General features: G+C 37.8%; 17 protein-coding genes and 1 other annotated feature. All 17 genes read left to right on the forward strand.

Translation table 11 applies throughout. From position 1 onward, the window contains the following. Positions 1-54 precede the first annotated feature (54 nt). A complete protein-coding gene (mreC, locus tag HCB45_RS03720) occupies positions 55-942 on the forward strand; it encodes a rod shape-determining protein MreC (protein WP_185318861.1) in 888 nt (295 codons plus the stop codon). Between the two features lie 2 nt (positions 943-944). After that, positions 945-1,463 (forward strand): rod shape-determining protein MreD, encoded by a 519-nt coding sequence (mreD, locus tag HCB45_RS03725; protein ID WP_185318860.1) that lies wholly within the window; start codon positions 945-947, stop codon positions 1,461-1,463. 178 nt (positions 1,464-1,641) lie between these two features. Then, entirely contained in the window at positions 1,642-2,319 is a 678-nt protein-coding gene (gene minC / locus HCB45_RS03730) for a septum site-determining protein MinC (protein ID WP_185318859.1), read from the forward strand. A gap of 2 nt (positions 2,320-2,321) precedes the next feature. Next, positions 2,322-3,122, forward strand: a complete 801-nt coding sequence (gene minD, locus HCB45_RS03735) for a septum site-determining protein MinD (RefSeq protein ID WP_185318858.1) — start codon at positions 2,322-2,324, stop codon at positions 3,120-3,122. A 53-nt stretch (positions 3,123-3,175) separates the two neighbouring features. Beyond that, positions 3,176-4,537 (forward strand): ribonuclease E/G, encoded by a 1,362-nt coding sequence (locus HCB45_RS03740; RefSeq protein WP_185318857.1) that lies wholly within the window; start codon positions 3,176-3,178, stop codon positions 4,535-4,537. A 65-nt stretch (positions 4,538-4,602) separates the two neighbouring features. Then, positions 4,603-4,681 (forward strand) — a sequence feature (ribosomal protein L21 leader region). Between the two features lie 12 nt (positions 4,682-4,693). Then, entirely contained in the window at positions 4,694-5,002 is a 309-nt protein-coding gene (rplU, locus tag HCB45_RS03745) for a 50S ribosomal protein L21 (RefSeq protein WP_003719835.1), read from the forward strand. Positions 5,003-5,020: 18 nt separating this feature from the next. Next, positions 5,021-5,338, forward strand: a complete 318-nt coding sequence (locus HCB45_RS03750) for a ribosomal-processing cysteine protease Prp (RefSeq protein WP_185318855.1) — start codon at positions 5,021-5,023, stop codon at positions 5,336-5,338. A 13-nt stretch (positions 5,339-5,351) separates the two neighbouring features. Further along, entirely contained in the window at positions 5,352-5,642 is a 291-nt protein-coding gene (gene rpmA / locus HCB45_RS03755) for a 50S ribosomal protein L27 (RefSeq protein WP_003726866.1), read from the forward strand. A gap of 366 nt (positions 5,643-6,008) precedes the next feature. Next, positions 6,009-6,827, forward strand: coding sequence for an MIP/aquaporin family protein (locus tag HCB45_RS03760; RefSeq protein WP_185318854.1), 819 nt, complete (start codon positions 6,009-6,011; stop codon positions 6,825-6,827). A 74-nt stretch (positions 6,828-6,901) separates the two neighbouring features. Then, positions 6,902-8,395, forward strand: coding sequence for a glycerol kinase GlpK (gene glpK, locus HCB45_RS03765; protein WP_185318853.1), 1,494 nt, complete (start codon positions 6,902-6,904; stop codon positions 8,393-8,395). Between the two features lie 159 nt (positions 8,396-8,554). Continuing rightward, positions 8,555-9,844, forward strand: coding sequence for a GTPase ObgE (obgE, locus tag HCB45_RS03770; protein ID WP_185618888.1), 1,290 nt, complete (start codon positions 8,555-8,557; stop codon positions 9,842-9,844). 67 nt (positions 9,845-9,911) lie between these two features. Beyond that, entirely contained in the window at positions 9,912-10,760 is an 849-nt protein-coding gene (pheA, locus tag HCB45_RS03775; RefSeq protein WP_185318851.1) for a prephenate dehydratase, read from the forward strand. Between the two features lie 110 nt (positions 10,761-10,870). Further along, positions 10,871-11,596, forward strand: a complete 726-nt coding sequence (locus HCB45_RS03780; RefSeq protein ID WP_003762405.1) for a YebC/PmpR family DNA-binding transcriptional regulator — start codon at positions 10,871-10,873, stop codon at positions 11,594-11,596. A 66-nt stretch (positions 11,597-11,662) separates the two neighbouring features. Beyond that, a complete protein-coding gene (locus HCB45_RS03785) occupies positions 11,663-12,598 on the forward strand; it encodes an L-lactate dehydrogenase (protein WP_185607764.1) in 936 nt (311 codons plus the stop codon). A 124-nt stretch (positions 12,599-12,722) separates the two neighbouring features. Then, positions 12,723-13,328: a Holliday junction branch migration protein RuvA gene (gene ruvA / locus HCB45_RS03790; protein WP_185607763.1), complete on the forward strand. Its 606-nt coding sequence runs from the start codon at positions 12,723-12,725 to the stop codon at positions 13,326-13,328. Between the two features lie 15 nt (positions 13,329-13,343). Beyond that, positions 13,344-14,351, forward strand: coding sequence for a Holliday junction branch migration DNA helicase RuvB (gene ruvB / locus HCB45_RS03795; protein ID WP_003762401.1), 1,008 nt, complete (start codon positions 13,344-13,346; stop codon positions 14,349-14,351). A gap of 3 nt (positions 14,352-14,354) precedes the next feature. Beyond that, the gene (queA, locus tag HCB45_RS03800) at positions 14,355-15,383 is read left to right on the forward strand and encodes a tRNA preQ1(34) S-adenosylmethionine ribosyltransferase-isomerase QueA (protein ID WP_185618891.1); all 1,029 of its coding nucleotides are present in this window, start codon (positions 14,355-14,357) and stop codon (positions 15,381-15,383) included. The last annotated feature ends 30 nt before the right edge of the window (positions 15,384-15,413 follow it).

A 15,413-nucleotide genomic window follows, 5' to 3' on the forward strand; every position in this document is an offset into this window, starting at 1 on the left:
ATGAATTCGCTGCAAAAAAATGAAAAAAGAGTACTAACGAGATGAGGTGTCGTTATGCCACAATTTTTTCTTAATAAACGTTTGATTATCTTGTTAATATCCATTATTGTTCTTGTCGCGCTAGTTGGTTTTTCTTTGCGTGATCGTGAAAATGCTTCGTGGCCAGAACAATTTGTGAAAGATGTTGTTGGATTTGGCGAGAATATTGTAGCTAAGCCTACTTCATTTGTCTCAGGTGTATTTGGTGGAGTTGCAGACTTAAAAAACACATACACTGAAAACCAACATCTGAAAGAACGTTTAGAAGAATTGGCACAACTTGAAAGTGAAGTTGCAGACTTAAAAAAAGAAAATAAAGATTTGAAAGAAAGTCTAGATATTACTGATAGTATTCGAGACTTTGATCCACTTAATGCTTCTGTTATTTCTAGAAATCCTACTAATTGGAACGATCAAGTAGAGATTGACAAGGGTTCAAGTGATGGAGTAAAACCTGACATGGCTGTAACTACACCAAGTGGTCTTATTGGAAGGGTGACAACAACTGGAGCAAAATCTGCTACTGTGGAATTGTTAACTTCATCAGATGTTAAAAATCGTGTTTCTGCTAAAGTGCAGGGGGATGAAAATGCATTTGGAATTATTAATGGATATGACAGTGATACGAAGTTGCTTGAATTAAAACAATTACCTTATGATATGAAGTTTAAAAAAGGTCAAAAAGTTGTTACTTCTGGACTTGGCGGAAAATTCCCTGCAGGTATTTTTATTGGTACTATTGAAAAAGTAGAAACGGATAAAATGGGATTATCTCAAACCGCGTTTATTAAGCCGGGAGCTGATATGTATGATCTTAATCATGTTACCGTTCTAAAACGTTCAGCTGAAGCAGGAACAACAGCAGATGATACATCCAGTTCGGATACGACTGGAGGCAATTAACCATGAATGTAAAGAAAAATATTGCGCTTCCTGCAATTATGGTCGGAACATTTATTTTAGAAGGCGTCTTTAGCCTCCAGTTTGGTAATGGTCTTTTCAATGATAAGCATCTATTTATTCCCCACTTTTTACTCGTAATGTTAACAATAATGACTTGCTTTTATAAACGTAATACTACTTTAGTGTATGCTTTTATATTAGGGTTATTGTTTGATATTTATTATACAGGTGTCATGGGGATTTATTTTGCAATCTTTCCATTTACAGTTTATATTACTGATAAATTTATGAAAGTTTTACAGAATAATATCTTCTTGGTAGGTTTAATCACTGTATTTAATGTTATCCTTACTGAGAGTCTGGTATATGCGTTTTATTATTTAATTGGTTCAACCACAATGACTATTCCAGTATTTATTGATCAACGTCTTTGGACAACGATTTTGTTTAATCTGGCATTCTTTTTAGTTATCTTTTTCCCGTTCCGATTGTTCCTTGATCGTTTGGTTAAATCAGAATAACTATAGTAATTTTATCAGTTTGAATTCGCTATTACTTGTAAAAGTATGACTGTGGAGTACACCCACAGTTTGCGATTTCAAGCTGTTTTTTTCAGAAAAAGTATTTTTTTATTATCATTTAATTTGAGTTAGTGTATACTAAAGGCTAGAGTATAAATGTTGCGGGGTGAAATGGTATATGAAGAAGAATGTTCAAATTAAAGGCACAAAAAATGGCATCAGTATTTTTCTTAGTGATAAGGCAAGTATATCGGAGTTACAACAAGAATTATCGCAATTACTAGCAGATCAAAAACAAAACCCGTACTCTGGTGAAAAATTAGAGGTACAAGTTCAAATCGGGAATCGACTATTTTCAGAGGAAGAAGAACGTGAAATTTCAACTATTATCCATAACAATAGTCAAATGAAGATTAGCGCATTTTATAGTAATGTTATGTCTAAGGATGAAGCTAAGAAATGGAAAGAAAATGATCAGATTTTTTCTATGGCAACGATTATTCGTTCTGGACAAGTAGTTCAAGTTCCAGGAGACTTTTTGTTAATTGGTGATGTGAACCCTGGTGGACAAATTCGTTCGAATGGAAATGTATTTGTTCTTGGAAATATTAAGGGGATAATTCATGCTGGTTTTGAAGGTAACGAAAATGCTATTGTAGCCGGGAAATTTCTTTATCCATCCCAAGTTAGAATAGCTGGAAAAACGTACGGTTTTGATAGTGAAGATTATAAAGAAGTTGCAGCTACAGATTTGTTTTCTGCATATGTAAATGACGCGGGTGAAATAGTGATTGATGAAATACATAAGATAAGAAAAATTAGACCGGAAATTTCTAATTTTCAAGGAGGGCGTTAAACATGGGAGAAGCTATAGTCATTACTTCTGGGAAAGGCGGAGTAGGAAAAACTACTTCAACTGCTAACTTAGGAACGGCACTTGCTCTTCAAGGTAAGAAAGTGTGCTTGATTGATATGGATATCGGTCTTCGTAATTTAGATGTTGTTTTAGGCCTTGAAAATCGGATTATTTATGATTTAGTAGATGTTGTAGAAGGACGTTGCAAAATCCATCAAGCTATGATTAAAGATAAGCGTTTTGATGATTTACTTTTCTTACTTCCAGCAGCACAGACTACGGATAAAAATGCTGTTTCGGGAGAACAAATGATAGATTTAATTAATCAACTTCGTCCAGATTATGATTATATTTTAATTGATTGTCCAGCAGGAATTGAAACAGGATATAAAAATGCGGTTGCTGGAGCTGATAAAGCGATTGTTGTGACTACGCCAGAGATTTCAGCTGTTCGTGATGCAGATAGAATTATTGGACTGCTTGAAAAAGAAGATATTGAGCCACCGAAACTTATTATTAATCGTATTCGTACACAAATGATGGTAAATGGGGATGTGATGGATATTGATGAAATCACTACACATTTATCTATTGAATTGCTTGGTATTATTATTGATGATGATGAAGTTATCCGTTCATCTAATAGCGGGGATCCGGTTGCAATGTTACCGAACAATCGTGCTTCTCAAGGATACCGAAATATCGCACGACGCATTCTTGGTGAATCTATCCCATTAATGTCAATTGAAGCAAAAAAACCAGGATTTTTCACACGGCTAAAACAACTTTTTGGCGGAAAATAAAAATTTGACCCTTTATCTTTTGGATGAAGGGTCTTTATAAAAAAGGTGATTGGATGAAAAAACTAGTAGTAAATGCAGCTCAGGTAGAAAAACGAGTAGCAGTACTAGAAGACGACGTGTTAATTGATGTAGAAATTATTCGCCCATCTAATAAAATCCAAGTAGGTGATATTTTTTATGGATTTATTCAGAAAATAGACCAAAAAATGGACACAGCTTTCGTTGATTTAGGTAATCAAAATAAAGGTTTTATACATTTAAAAGATATTCCAGCAAATTATGAAAAAACGCAAGGGGCAAAAATACCCGTACAAATTGTTCGAGAAGGTAGTGCCACAAAACTCCCTCTTTTATCAGCAGTACTTGAATTTTCAGGAGATTTGTTGATTTATTTGCACGGGAAAGAATACATTTCCATTTCAAAAAGAATTGCGAATAAAGAACCTCTGAAAAAAATAATGGATTTGCTTTTAGTAGAAAATGAAGCAACTATTATACGCTCCAATGCAGAAAATGCAACAAAAGAGCAATTAGAAGTAGCGTTAAATCAAGCCAGAGAAAAATATCAAACATTACTTAAAGAAGCTGCGACAAGAAAGAAACCTGGCTTACTTTTATCTGCTGCTTCAGGCATTTTCTTGAGCACGAAACAATTTATCGAGCGCTATTTGCCAACTGAAATTGTTACTGATGATTTTGAATTTGCGAAGATTCTAGAATCTAGCTTTACTGATCAAGAGGTTATTTTAAAGAAAAGCGGGGATTTGTTTGCTGACTTTGGCATTAAGCAACAAATGGATCGCCTTAGTAGACCAGTTGTTCACCTTTCAAATGGTTCTTCTCTTTTTATCGAAAAAACAGAAGCTATGTGGGTAGTAGATGTGAATTCTAGTCGTTTTAAAGGTACAACCGATAAAGAAAAAACAGTAGAAGCAGTTAATATAAAAGCGGTTCCTGAAATCTTTAGACAAATTCGTCTACGTAACATGAGTGGCATGATTCTTGTTGATTTTATTGGCGGTATGTCAGAAGCAGGTCAAGAGAAGCTTCAGGAAGCGATAGAAAGACAAAGCCGGAAAGAGTACATTACGACACAAATTGCGGCATTGTCGCAGTCAGGGCTCCTACAATTAACGAGACGAAAGAAACAACAATCCTTTTTAGAGGTTACGACAATTCCTTGTCCAGTTTGTTACGGTACAGGGCATGTTGCTTCAAAAGATACACTTGCTTTTCAACTTGAACGAGAATTAAGTGGGATTATCGAAGGGGATCCAAGTAGCATCCAAGTCATCACCACAGAGGATGTGTTAGATGCGTTCTTAGATTTGAATACCTTTAATAATGCTCCAATTGATTGGGAAGTGGCAGACGAACGAGTTCCTTTTTATCAAATTGCTCGCGTTGAAAATTAAAATTAACAAGTGATTGACATAGACAGCTTCTCTATGCTATCATTTTACTGTTATGTTTGTAGCGCACCAAGCTACAACCGCACAGAGCTGGGTTAAGTATTTACCTTGTGTAAATCCCCTGTAATGGCGAGTCTTAGTATATGAGGAGGTGCAAGTATGTACGCAATTATTGAAACAGGTGGGAAACAAATCAAAGTAGAAGCAGGCCAAGAAATCTATGTTGAGAAATTAGCAGGTGAAGTTGGTGATGTTGTTACTTTTGACAAAGTTCTATTCGTAGGCGGAGATTCCGCTAAAGTTGGCGTTCCATTCGTGGACGGAGCAACTGTAACAGCTAAAGTTGAAAAACAAGGCCGTGCGAAGAAATTGACAGTTTATAAATATAAACCGAAAAAGAACTACCACAAAAAACAAGGTCATCGTCAACCTTACACAAAATTAACTATTGATGCAATCAATGCTTAATTTGAAAGGACGAAAACAATGATTCAAGTCGATGTTATGCGAGAAAATAACCAAATAATTTCTTTTACAATGAGTGGACACGCCGATTTTGCCGAACATGGTAGTGATTTGGTATGTGCAGGAGCTTCGTCTATTGCTTTTGGGATGGTGAATGCTATTTCAGAAGTACGTGATTTTGAGCCTGTAATAGAAGAGTCGGAGGGTTACCTTTACTATTCTGTACCTACTGATTATGTCGAGGATGACGTGGTGCAAATCTTGCTTACAGGGATGGAAAATCAACTAAGATCATTAGCGTACAGCTATCCTGATCATATAAAAATTAACTCCAAATAGGAGGTGGAATTTCATGTTAAAATTTGATATTCAACATTTTGCGCACAAAAAGGGTGGCGGTTCGACTTCTAACGGACGTGACTCTGAATCAAAACGTTTAGGTGCAAAACGTGCGGACGGACAATTTGTTACTGGTGGATCTATCCTTTACCGTCAACGTGGTACTAAAATCTATCCAGGAACTAACGTTGGTCGTGGTGGCGATGATACATTATTCGCTAAAACTGATGGCGTTGTACGTTTCGAACGTATGGGACGCGACAAGAAAAAAGTTAGCGTTTATCCTGAAGTACAAGAAGCTTAAATACAATTTTAAAAACCGTCACTTGTGGCGGTTTTTTTGTGTTTTCTTCTTTGTGAATTAATTTCTTTTAAAATGGGTTATAACTCTCTTGAATTGGGGTAAAAGTAAAGAGGCAGATAAAGAGACATTGTGAAAAACAGGACAAGTCGTTTGATTGACAGCGTTTTCTTGATATGATTAAATAGACTCAAGTTAATTAACATGTCAGGAGAAAAGATGACAATCGAAACGATGCAAGGGTACTAGTGTGCCTGCGTTTTGATTGTCATTCTTTTTTTGAAGTTAATTGATAATCGGAATGTAAGGGGACTAGTAAGTGTTAAAATTCCGGTGCTACAAAAAAGCAAGAAGAAGGAGTTGGAAAAGATGATTGACACAAGTTTAGCAACACAATTTCTAGGTGAAGTTATTGGTACTGCCATCCTAATTATTTTAGGTGCTGGTGTAGTAGCTGGCGTTTCACTGAAAAGATCCAAAGCAGAGAATGGCGGCTGGGTCGTTATTACTTTAGCTTGGGGGCTAGGGGTTACAATGGGTGTATATGTCTCAGGTTATATGAGCATGGCCCATCTTAATCCTGCTGTAACTATTGGTATGGCGCTTGCAGGTGCTTTCCCATGGAATTACGTATTGCCATATATTCTTGCTCAGTTTATCGGAGCGTTTATCGGGGCAACGCTAATATGGTTACATTACTATCCACACTGGAAACAAACAGAAGACAAACCAACAAAACTAGGTGTTTTTGCAACGGCACCAGCTATTCGTCATTTTACATCTAACTTTTTTGGTGAAGCATTAGGTACATTTATGCTAGTGTTTGGATTACTATCATTAGGTGCAAATTCATTTTCAGATGGATTAAATCCACTTGTTGTTGGTGCGTTAATCGTAGCTATCGGGATGTCTCTTGGTGGTACTACTGGTTATGCAATCAACCCAGCACGTGACCTTGGACCAAGAATTGCGCATTTTGTTTGGCCGATTTCTGGTAAAGGTAGTTCAGATTGGGGATACTCATGGGTTCCGGTTATTGGACCAATTATGGGTGGTGCATTAGGTGCTTTAGGGTATAATGCCATTATTAACGGCGAACTAGGAATGTGGTTCTGGGTGTTCGCAGTATTATTTGTTTTAATTCTTATTTTAACGATGCAACTCGACAAGAAAAAAGACTTAGCATAAGCTAGAATGATAACTAGCTCCAAGCGAAGGTCTTCGGGCTTTCGTTGTACTTAAAACTAGAGGAGGAATTTTACATGGAAAAGAAATATATTTTAGCACTGGATCAAGGAACAACAAGTTCAAGAGCGATGATTATTGACGAAGAAGGAGAAGTAATTGGCGTTGCGCAAGAAGAGTTTGATCAAATTTTTCCTAAGCCAGGTTGGGTTGAACATAGTGCCAATGAAATCTGGGCTTCGATTTTAGCTGTCATTGCAGGCGTTTTACTTAAAACAAATATTTCTTCTAAAGAAATAGCTGGGATTGGTATTACAAACCAACGTGAAACTACTGTTATTTGGGATAAAGAAAGCGGAAATCCAATTTATAATGCAATTGTTTGGCAATCTCGTCAAACTGAAGATATTTGTAAGCAACTTCGTAAAGATGGTTATGAAGATACGATCAGATCAAAAACTGGCCTTTTGATTGATCCGTATTTTGCAGGTACGAAAGCACGCTGGATTCTTGACCATGTAGATGGTGCACAAGAACGTGCTGAAAAAGGAGAACTTCTTTTCGGAACAATTGATACTTGGTTAGTTTGGAAATTAACTGGTGGTCGTGCGCATATTACTGACTATTCCAATGCTTCTCGTACACTTCTTTATAATATTTATGATTTAGAGTGGGATGATGAGCTTCTAAAAATGCTTAATATCCCGAAAGCAATGTTACCAGAAGTTCGTCCATCTTCTGAAGTATATGCGGACACAGTGCCTTATCACTTCTTTGGTGAAGAAGTTCCTGTTGCTGGTATTGCTGGTGACCAACAAGCAGCGTTATTCGGTCAAGGCTGTTTTGAAAAAGGAATGGCTAAAAATACGTACGGAACTGGTTGTTTCTTACTCATGAATACTGGGGAAAAAGCAGTTCGTTCTGAAAATGGCTTATTAACTACTCTTGCTTGGGGTATTGATGGCAAAGTGGAATACGCATTAGAAGGTAGTATTTTCGTTGCTGGTTCTGCTATTCAGTGGTTACGAGATGGCTTACGTATGGTTCGTCAATCAAGTGATTCTGAAAACTATGCGAGCCGGATTGAATCTAGTGATGGTGTATATGTTGTACCAGCATTCGTTGGTTTAGGCGCACCTTACTGGGATTCCGACGTTCGTGGTGCTGTCTTTGGATTAACTCGTGGTACCGAAAAAGAACAATTTATCCGTGCGACATTGGAATCTCTTGCTTATCAAACTCGCGATGTACTATATGCAATGGAACAAGATTCCGGTATTAGCTTAAAAACGTTACGTGTGGATGGCGGGGCTTCTGCTAATAACTTCTTAATGCAATTCCAATCCGATATTCTAGGTGTTCCTGTAGAACGTCCAGAAAACAAAGAAACGACTGTTCTTGGAGCAGCTTTCTTAGCAGGACTTGCAGTAGGCGTTTGGAAAGATAAAAATGAAATTAAAAAACATTGGAAACTAGACAAACGTTTTGAAGTAGAAATGAAAGAAGACCAAAGAGAAGACTTATATGAGGGTTGGCATAAAGCAGTCAAAGCAGCACAAGCTTTCAAATAATGGTTAAAAGATGCGTCAAATGTATAAAAACATTTGGCGCATTTTTATTATGAGGGAGAAATAAATATCTGGAAATAGAAATAAATATAGTGACAGATGTATAGTTTGTTCGTTATAATGAAAGATAAGACTTTTAAGGAACGGGAGAATATAAAAATTATGTTTGTAGATCAGGTTAAAATATATGTAAAAGCAGGTAACGGTGGGGACGGCATGGTGGCATTCCGTCGCGAAAAATTTGTGCCAAACGGTGGTCCTGCTGGCGGTGACGGCGGTAAAGGAGCAGACGTTGTATTCGTAGTAGATGAAGGTTTGCGTACACTAGTAGATTTTCGCTTTAAACGAATCTTTAAAGCAGAGCATGGCGAACACGGCATGAGTAAAAGTATGCATGGACGCGGTGCAGAAGATTTAGTTGTCAAAGTCCCACAAGGCACAATTGTGAAAGATATTGATACTGGAGAGATTATCGCTGATTTAGTGGCACATGGTCAACGTGCGGTTATTGCAAAAGCTGGACGTGGTGGACGTGGTAACAAACGTTTTGCGACACCAGCAAATCCAGCTCCAGAACTTTCTGAAAACGGAGAGCCAGGGCAAGAACGAAATGTACAATTAGAACTTAAAGTATTAGCAGATGTTGGTTTAGTTGGTTTCCCAAGTGTTGGTAAATCTACCTTATTATCTGTTGTATCTGCAGCAAGACCAAAAATCGCTGCTTATCATTTCACGACAATTGTGCCTAATTTAGGCATGGTTGATGCAGGAGATGGACGTAGTTTTGTTATGGCGGATTTACCAGGATTAATTGAGGGGGCTAGCCAAGGTGTCGGTTTAGGTCATCAATTCTTACGTCATATCGAAAGAACACGTGTTATTGTGCATGTCATTGATATGTCTGGTTCAGAAGGGCGCGTACCTTTTGAAGATTACGTGGCTATTAATAATGAACTAGAACAGTACAACTTGCGCTTAATGGAGCGTCCACAGATTATCGTAGCGAACAAAATGGATATGCCAGACGCGGAAGAAAATTTAAAAGAGTTTAAAACTAAAATCGCTGAAGATATTCCGGTATTCCCGATTTCCGCAGTAACAAAAACGGGTCTACGTGAATTACTTCTTGCAATTGCAGATAAATTAGAAACAACTCCAGAATTTCCACTTAATGAAATTTTGGAACAGGAAGACGAAGATACAGTTCTTTACAAATATGTTGCTGAGGAGCCTGACTTCGAGATTTCTAGAGAACCAGATGGTACATTCGTACTTAGCGGTGCAAAAATTGAACGCTTATTCACGATGACTAACTTCGAACGTGATGCTTCTATTAGCCGTTTTGCGCGTCAACTTCGTGCAATGGGTGTTGATGAGGCACTTAGAAAACGTGGTGCCAAAGATGGCGATATCGTTCGCTTACTTGATTATGAATTTGAATTTATGGATTAAACAAAGTGCTGTGCCAATCTTTTGGCGCACGCTTTTTTCCTAGCTACAATAAAAAGGAGAGTTGAAAATGAAAATTGCTTATTTAGGCCCAGCAGCATCTTTTACTCATGCAGCAGCAACGAAAGCTTTTCCAAAAGAAGAGATGGTTGCTAAAAGCACGATTCCTGATTGTATCATGGCAATCGAAAAAGAAGATGTGGACGTGGCGGTTGTTCCAATTGAAAATACGATTGAAGGAAGCGTCAATATTACGCTAGACTATTTGTTTCATTTTTCAAGTGTCCCTGTAGTGGCGGAGATTGTTTTACCTATTGCACAACATTTAATGGTTCATCCAGCACATAAAACATCGTGGAAATCTGTGCAAAAAGTAATGTCTCATCCGCAAGCCCTTGCCCAGTGCCATACTTTTCTTCAAGCTGAACTTTACGGGGTAGAGCGTGAAGTAACACCTTCGACTGCGTATGCGGCAAAATGGGTCAGTAATAACCCAACTGAACTTGTAGCAGCAATTGCTCCTCGTATGGCAGCTAGTGAGTACGGACTTGAAATCGTTCAAGAAAATGCACAAGACTTGGAATTAAATCAAACAAGATTCTTTGTTTTAAGTCGCAAGCCAGTTTCCATATTATTACCTAAAGAAGAAGAAAAGACTTCTATTTCGGTCATTTTACCTAATAATATGCCAGGTGCGTTACATAAAGTATTATCTACATTTGCTTGGCGTGACATTGACTTAAGTAAAATTGAGTCAAGACCGCTTAAAACCTCATTAGGAGAATATTTCTTTTTGATAGATGTACTTTCAGAAGGTAAAGAAACACTTGTTACAAATGCACTTGATGAAATTACACTTTTAGGTGGAACGGCAAATAAACTTGGCACTTATCACGTTCACCGCTTACAAACGACCTAGATAAAGAGTTATCGCAATTTTTTGCGGTAACTTTTTTATTGCGAATCCTCATTTTTTACGTTAAAATTTGTAGGAGAAAAGCTTTACTAAAACTAAAAGGAGTGAAACAGATGGCAGGACATTCAAAATGGAACAATATTCAAGGTCGAAAAAATGCACAAGATTCCAAGCGTTCTAAAGTATTTCAAAAGTTAGCAAGAGAAATTTTCGTTGCAGCAAAAAAAGGCCCTGATCCAAATCTGAACCCGTCACTTCGATTAGTAATGGATAAAGCAAAAGCAGTCAATATGCCGAATGATAATATCAAACGTGCTATAGATAAAGCTGCTGGAAATACTAGCGGCGAAAATTATGATGAAGTAACGTATGAAGGGTATGCACCAGGTGGAATTGCAGTGCTTGTCCATGCACTTACAGATAATAAAAATCGCACAAGTACAAATGTCCGTGTAGCTTTCAATAAAAACGGTGGTAGCCTCGGAGAAACGGGAAGTGTCAGCTATATGTTTGATCGTAAAGGCTACTTAGTTATTCTAAGGGAAGGCTTAACCGTTGATGAAGAGGAGTTTATGCTAGAAGCGATTGAAGCTGGAGCAGATGATGTAGAAGTGAGTGATGATGTCTTTGAAGTGTTCACTGAACCTGGAGCGTTTTCTGATGTCAAAGATGCTTTACAACAAGCTGGTTATACTTTTGCTACAGCAGAACTTTCGATGTTTCCAACTGTATACAACGAAATTGCGGAAAATAACCAAACTCAATTTGATAAAATGATGGAAGCATTAGAAGATGACGATGATGTACAAGAAGTTTACACAAACGCTGAGATAAATTAAGTCAAAACACCCCTTTTGTGCAATCTGAATGGGGTGTTTTATATGAATCAAGAGGAGGAAATAAAAATGAAACCACGTAAAGTTATGATAATTGGGGCAGGTAATGTAGGGTCCGCTGCGGCTCACGCATTTGTTAATCAAAAATTTGTAGAGGAGTTAATCCTTGTCGATTTAAATAAAGAACGTGTGGAAGGAAATCGGAAGGACTTGGCAGATGCAGCAGCATTTATGTCCGGCCAAATGGATATTTCAGTTCGTGAAGCAAGTGATTGCAGAGATGTCGATATAGCTGTAATTACGGTGACAGCGGGACCATTAAAAGAAGGGCAAACACGTTTAGACGAGCTAAGAAGCACATCAAGAATAGTGGCAAGTATTGTCCCTGAAATGATGAAAGGCGGGTTTAATGGTATTTTCTTAATTGCCACGAATCCTTGTGACATTATTACGTATCAAGTTTGGAAATTATCTGGACTACCAAGGGAACAGGTGCTTGGAACTGGAGTTTGGCTTGATACAACAAGATTACGCCGTTTATTAGCGGAGAAATTAGATATTGCTGCTCAAAGTATCGATGCATTTATTTTAGGCGAACATGGAGATTCACAGTTTCCTGTCTGGTCACATTCCTCTATATACGGTAAACCAGTAAATGAGTATAGTATGGAAAAACTCGGAGAATCCCTTGATTTAAAATTAATTGGTGAAACTGCCCGTGATACTGGCTTTGAGATATATCATCAAAAAGGCTGCACTGAATATGGGATTGCTGGAACTATTGTAGAGATTTGCCGCCATATTTTCAGTGGCAGTCAACGTGCTCTAACTGTTTCTTGTGTTCTTGACGGCGAATATGGTCAAACTGGTTTAGCAATCGGTGTTCCGGCAGTTTTAAGCCAAAATGGCGTAAAAGAAATTATTTCCTTAAAATTAAACGAACAAGAACAACAAGCATTTGACCATTCCGCTTCAGTAATCAAGGAAAATATAAATTCTATTTAAGAAGGCGATAATATTATTATGTAAACTAAAAAACGATTTCCTTTTATGAACTAAAACTAGTACAGATGTTCCTTTTTATGCTATCATATAATGTATGACGTGAAACGAAGAGAGGACGAATAAATTGTACGATTACATAAAAGGAACAGTTACTACGATTACACCAGAATATATTGTTGTCGAAACAGGACAAATTGGCTATCAAATAATTACAGGAAACCCGTTTTCCTTTCAACGATTAGAAGGTACAGAAACCCAAGTCTTTTTGTATCAACATGTGAGGGAAGATAACATTTCTTTGTTTGGTTTTCAGTCAACAGAAGAACGTTTTCTGTTCAAAAAATTATTGAGTGTTTCTGGTATTGGACCAAAAAGCGCGTTAGCTATTATCGCTTCAGGCGATGTCGTTCCATTAATTTCTGCTATTGAATCTGAGGACGATGTTTATTTAACCAAATTTCCGAGTGTCGGTAAAAAAACAGCTCGACAAATTATTCTCGATTTAAAAGGAAAGCTGGCTGATGTTGTCGCGAGTGAAATAGTTTATGTTGCTCCAGAAAACGATATGGTTGCTGGGCTTTCCCCGCAATTGGAAGAGGCCGTATTAGCTTTAGAAGCCCTTGGTTACAGTACGCGTGAACTTAAAAAAGTAATACCAAAATTGGCTAAAGAAGCTGATTTAACAAGTGATGCATATATCAAACTAGCACTGCAATTAATGACAAAATAGAGAGGAGCTTGTGGCATGGATGAACGAATTATTTCAAGTGAAACGGTAGACGCAGAAGAAGTATCTTTTGAAACTAGTTTGCGGCCACAAACCCTTTCACAATATATTGGGCAAGATAAAGTAAAGAATAACTTAACTGTCTTTATTGAAGCTGCCACGCTCCGAAATGAAGCGCTAGATCATGTGCTTTTATACGGACCTCCTGGACTCGGTAAAACAACGCTTGCGATGGTTATTGCTTCTGAAATGGGGAGCGAAATTAAGACAACGAGCGGACCTGCGATTGAACGCCCAGGTGACTTGGCGACTATTTTGACAAGTTTAGAACCAGGTGACGTTTTATTTATTGATGAAATCCACCGTTTATCTAGAGCGATTGAAGAAATTTTATATCCAGCAATGGAAGATTATTGTTTGGATATTGTTATTGGAACAGGACCTACTGCGCGTTCTGTTCGCTTAGATTTGCCACCATTTACACTGATTGGAGCAACGACTCGGGCGGGACTTTTATCGGCACCACTTAGAGACCGCTTTGGTGTGATTGACCATTTGGAATTTTACACGGAAGAGCAATTAACCGAAATTGTCCTTAGAACGTCTGGGATATTGGATACGAAAATCGATGACCTCGGTGCACGTGAAATTGCAAGACGATCTAGGGGAACCCCGAGGATTGCTAATCGTCTATTGAAGCGTGTTCGTGACTTTGCGCAAGTTAGAGGAAACGGTACAGTTACTGAAAAATTAGCTAAAGAAGCGCTGACACTACTTCAAGTGGACCCAAGAGGACTTGATACGATTGACCAAAAGCTACTTCATACGATTATTCAATCATTTAGAGGTGGCCCTGTTGGTTTAGATACAATCGCAGCAAGCATTGGCGAAGAGCGAGAAACCATTGAAGATATGCAAGAACCCTATTTACTACAAATCGGTTTTCTACAAAGAACCCCGCGAGGACGAATTGCGACGGAAACAGCATACAACCATTTAGGAATAAGTTATGAAAAAGAGGTATAAAGAATGAAAGTAGAAGATTTCGATTTTGATTTACCAGAAGAATTAATTGCGCAAACCCCATTACTTGACCGGACTTCAAGCCGACTAATGGTACTTGATAAAGAGTCAGGTGAGATAAAAGATCAACATTTTACTGATATAATTAGCTATTTAAATAAAGGAGATGCACTAGTATTAAACGATACGCGTGTTCTCCCAGCTAGGCTTCATGGGATTAAAGATGAAACTGGCGCTCATATTGAAGTATTACTTTTAAAACAAAAAGAAGGCAATGCTTGGGAAACTTTAGTAAAACCTGCAAAAAGAATTCGTAAAGGCGCTACTATTACATTTGGGGATGGGGCTTTAAAAGCTACTTGTTTAGAAGAACTTGAGCACGGTGGCCGAATTCTTGAATTTTCTTATGAAGGTATTTTTTATGAAGTATTGGAGCAACTTGGTGAAATGCCCCTGCCTCCATACATTAAAGAGCAACTTGCAGATCAAGATCGTTATCAAACAGTTTACGCGAAAGAAAATGGTTCTGCAGCAGCGCCAACTGCCGGCCTGCATTTTACCGAAGAGTTATTAGCGCAAATTAGTGCCAAAGGTGTAGAAATAATATTTGTAACTCTGCACGTTGGTCTTGGTACATTCCGTCCAGTAGATGTGGAAGATACTCAAAACCATAAAATGCATTCTGAATTTTATCGTTTAACAGAAGAATCTGCTGATTGGATTAATAAAATCAAATCAGCTGGCGGAAAAGTAGTAGCAGTCGGAACAACCTCTATTCGTACTTTAGAAACGATTGCGAGTCGTCATGGTGGTAAACTAATTGCAGAATCAGGTTGGACAGATATTTTCATTTCTCCAGGATATAAATTCCAGGCAGTAGATGCGTTAATTACTAATTTCCATTTACCAAAATCGACATTAATTATGCTCGTGTCTGCTTTATCAGACCGCACAAAAATTTTAGCAGCCTATAATCATGCTGTAGAAGAGCAATATCGCTTCTTTAGTTTTGGCGATGCAATGTTTATTCATTAAATTACGAAAAAATTAACAGAAAAGCTTGTT

Origin of the sequence: Listeria farberi, assembly GCF_014229245.1 — a bacterium.
GTDB lineage: Bacteria > Bacillota > Bacilli > Lactobacillales > Listeriaceae > Listeria > Listeria farberi.

Excerpts from the sequence above, each read along its gene's own strand:
- mreC (WP_185318861.1), top strand. The coding sequence starts at position 55 with ATGCCACAATTTTTTCTTAATAAACGTTTGATTATCTTGTTAATATCC.
- mreD (WP_185318860.1), top strand. The coding sequence starts at position 945 with ATGAATGTAAAGAAAAATATTGCGCTTCCTGCAATTATGGTCGGAACA.
- minC (WP_185318859.1), top strand. The coding sequence starts at position 1,642 with ATGAAGAAGAATGTTCAAATTAAAGGCACAAAAAATGGCATCAGTATT.
- minD (WP_185318858.1), top strand. The coding sequence starts at position 2,322 with ATGGGAGAAGCTATAGTCATTACTTCTGGGAAAGGCGGAGTAGGAAAA.
- HCB45_RS03740 (WP_185318857.1), top strand. The coding sequence starts at position 3,176 with ATGAAAAAACTAGTAGTAAATGCAGCTCAGGTAGAAAAACGAGTAGCA.
- rplU (WP_003719835.1), top strand. The coding sequence starts at position 4,694 with ATGTACGCAATTATTGAAACAGGTGGGAAACAAATCAAAGTAGAAGCA.
- HCB45_RS03750 (WP_185318855.1), top strand. The coding sequence starts at position 5,021 with ATGATTCAAGTCGATGTTATGCGAGAAAATAACCAAATAATTTCTTTT.
- rpmA (WP_003726866.1), top strand. The coding sequence starts at position 5,352 with ATGTTAAAATTTGATATTCAACATTTTGCGCACAAAAAGGGTGGCGGT.
- HCB45_RS03760 (WP_185318854.1), top strand. The coding sequence starts at position 6,009 with ATGATTGACACAAGTTTAGCAACACAATTTCTAGGTGAAGTTATTGGT.
- glpK (WP_185318853.1), top strand. The coding sequence starts at position 6,902 with ATGGAAAAGAAATATATTTTAGCACTGGATCAAGGAACAACAAGTTCA.
- obgE (WP_185618888.1), top strand. The coding sequence starts at position 8,555 with ATGTTTGTAGATCAGGTTAAAATATATGTAAAAGCAGGTAACGGTGGG.
- pheA (WP_185318851.1), top strand. The coding sequence starts at position 9,912 with ATGAAAATTGCTTATTTAGGCCCAGCAGCATCTTTTACTCATGCAGCA.
- HCB45_RS03780 (WP_003762405.1), top strand. The coding sequence starts at position 10,871 with ATGGCAGGACATTCAAAATGGAACAATATTCAAGGTCGAAAAAATGCA.
- HCB45_RS03785 (WP_185607764.1), top strand. The coding sequence starts at position 11,663 with ATGAAACCACGTAAAGTTATGATAATTGGGGCAGGTAATGTAGGGTCC.
- ruvB (WP_003762401.1), top strand. The coding sequence starts at position 13,344 with ATGGATGAACGAATTATTTCAAGTGAAACGGTAGACGCAGAAGAAGTA.
- queA (WP_185618891.1), top strand. The coding sequence starts at position 14,355 with ATGAAAGTAGAAGATTTCGATTTTGATTTACCAGAAGAATTAATTGCG.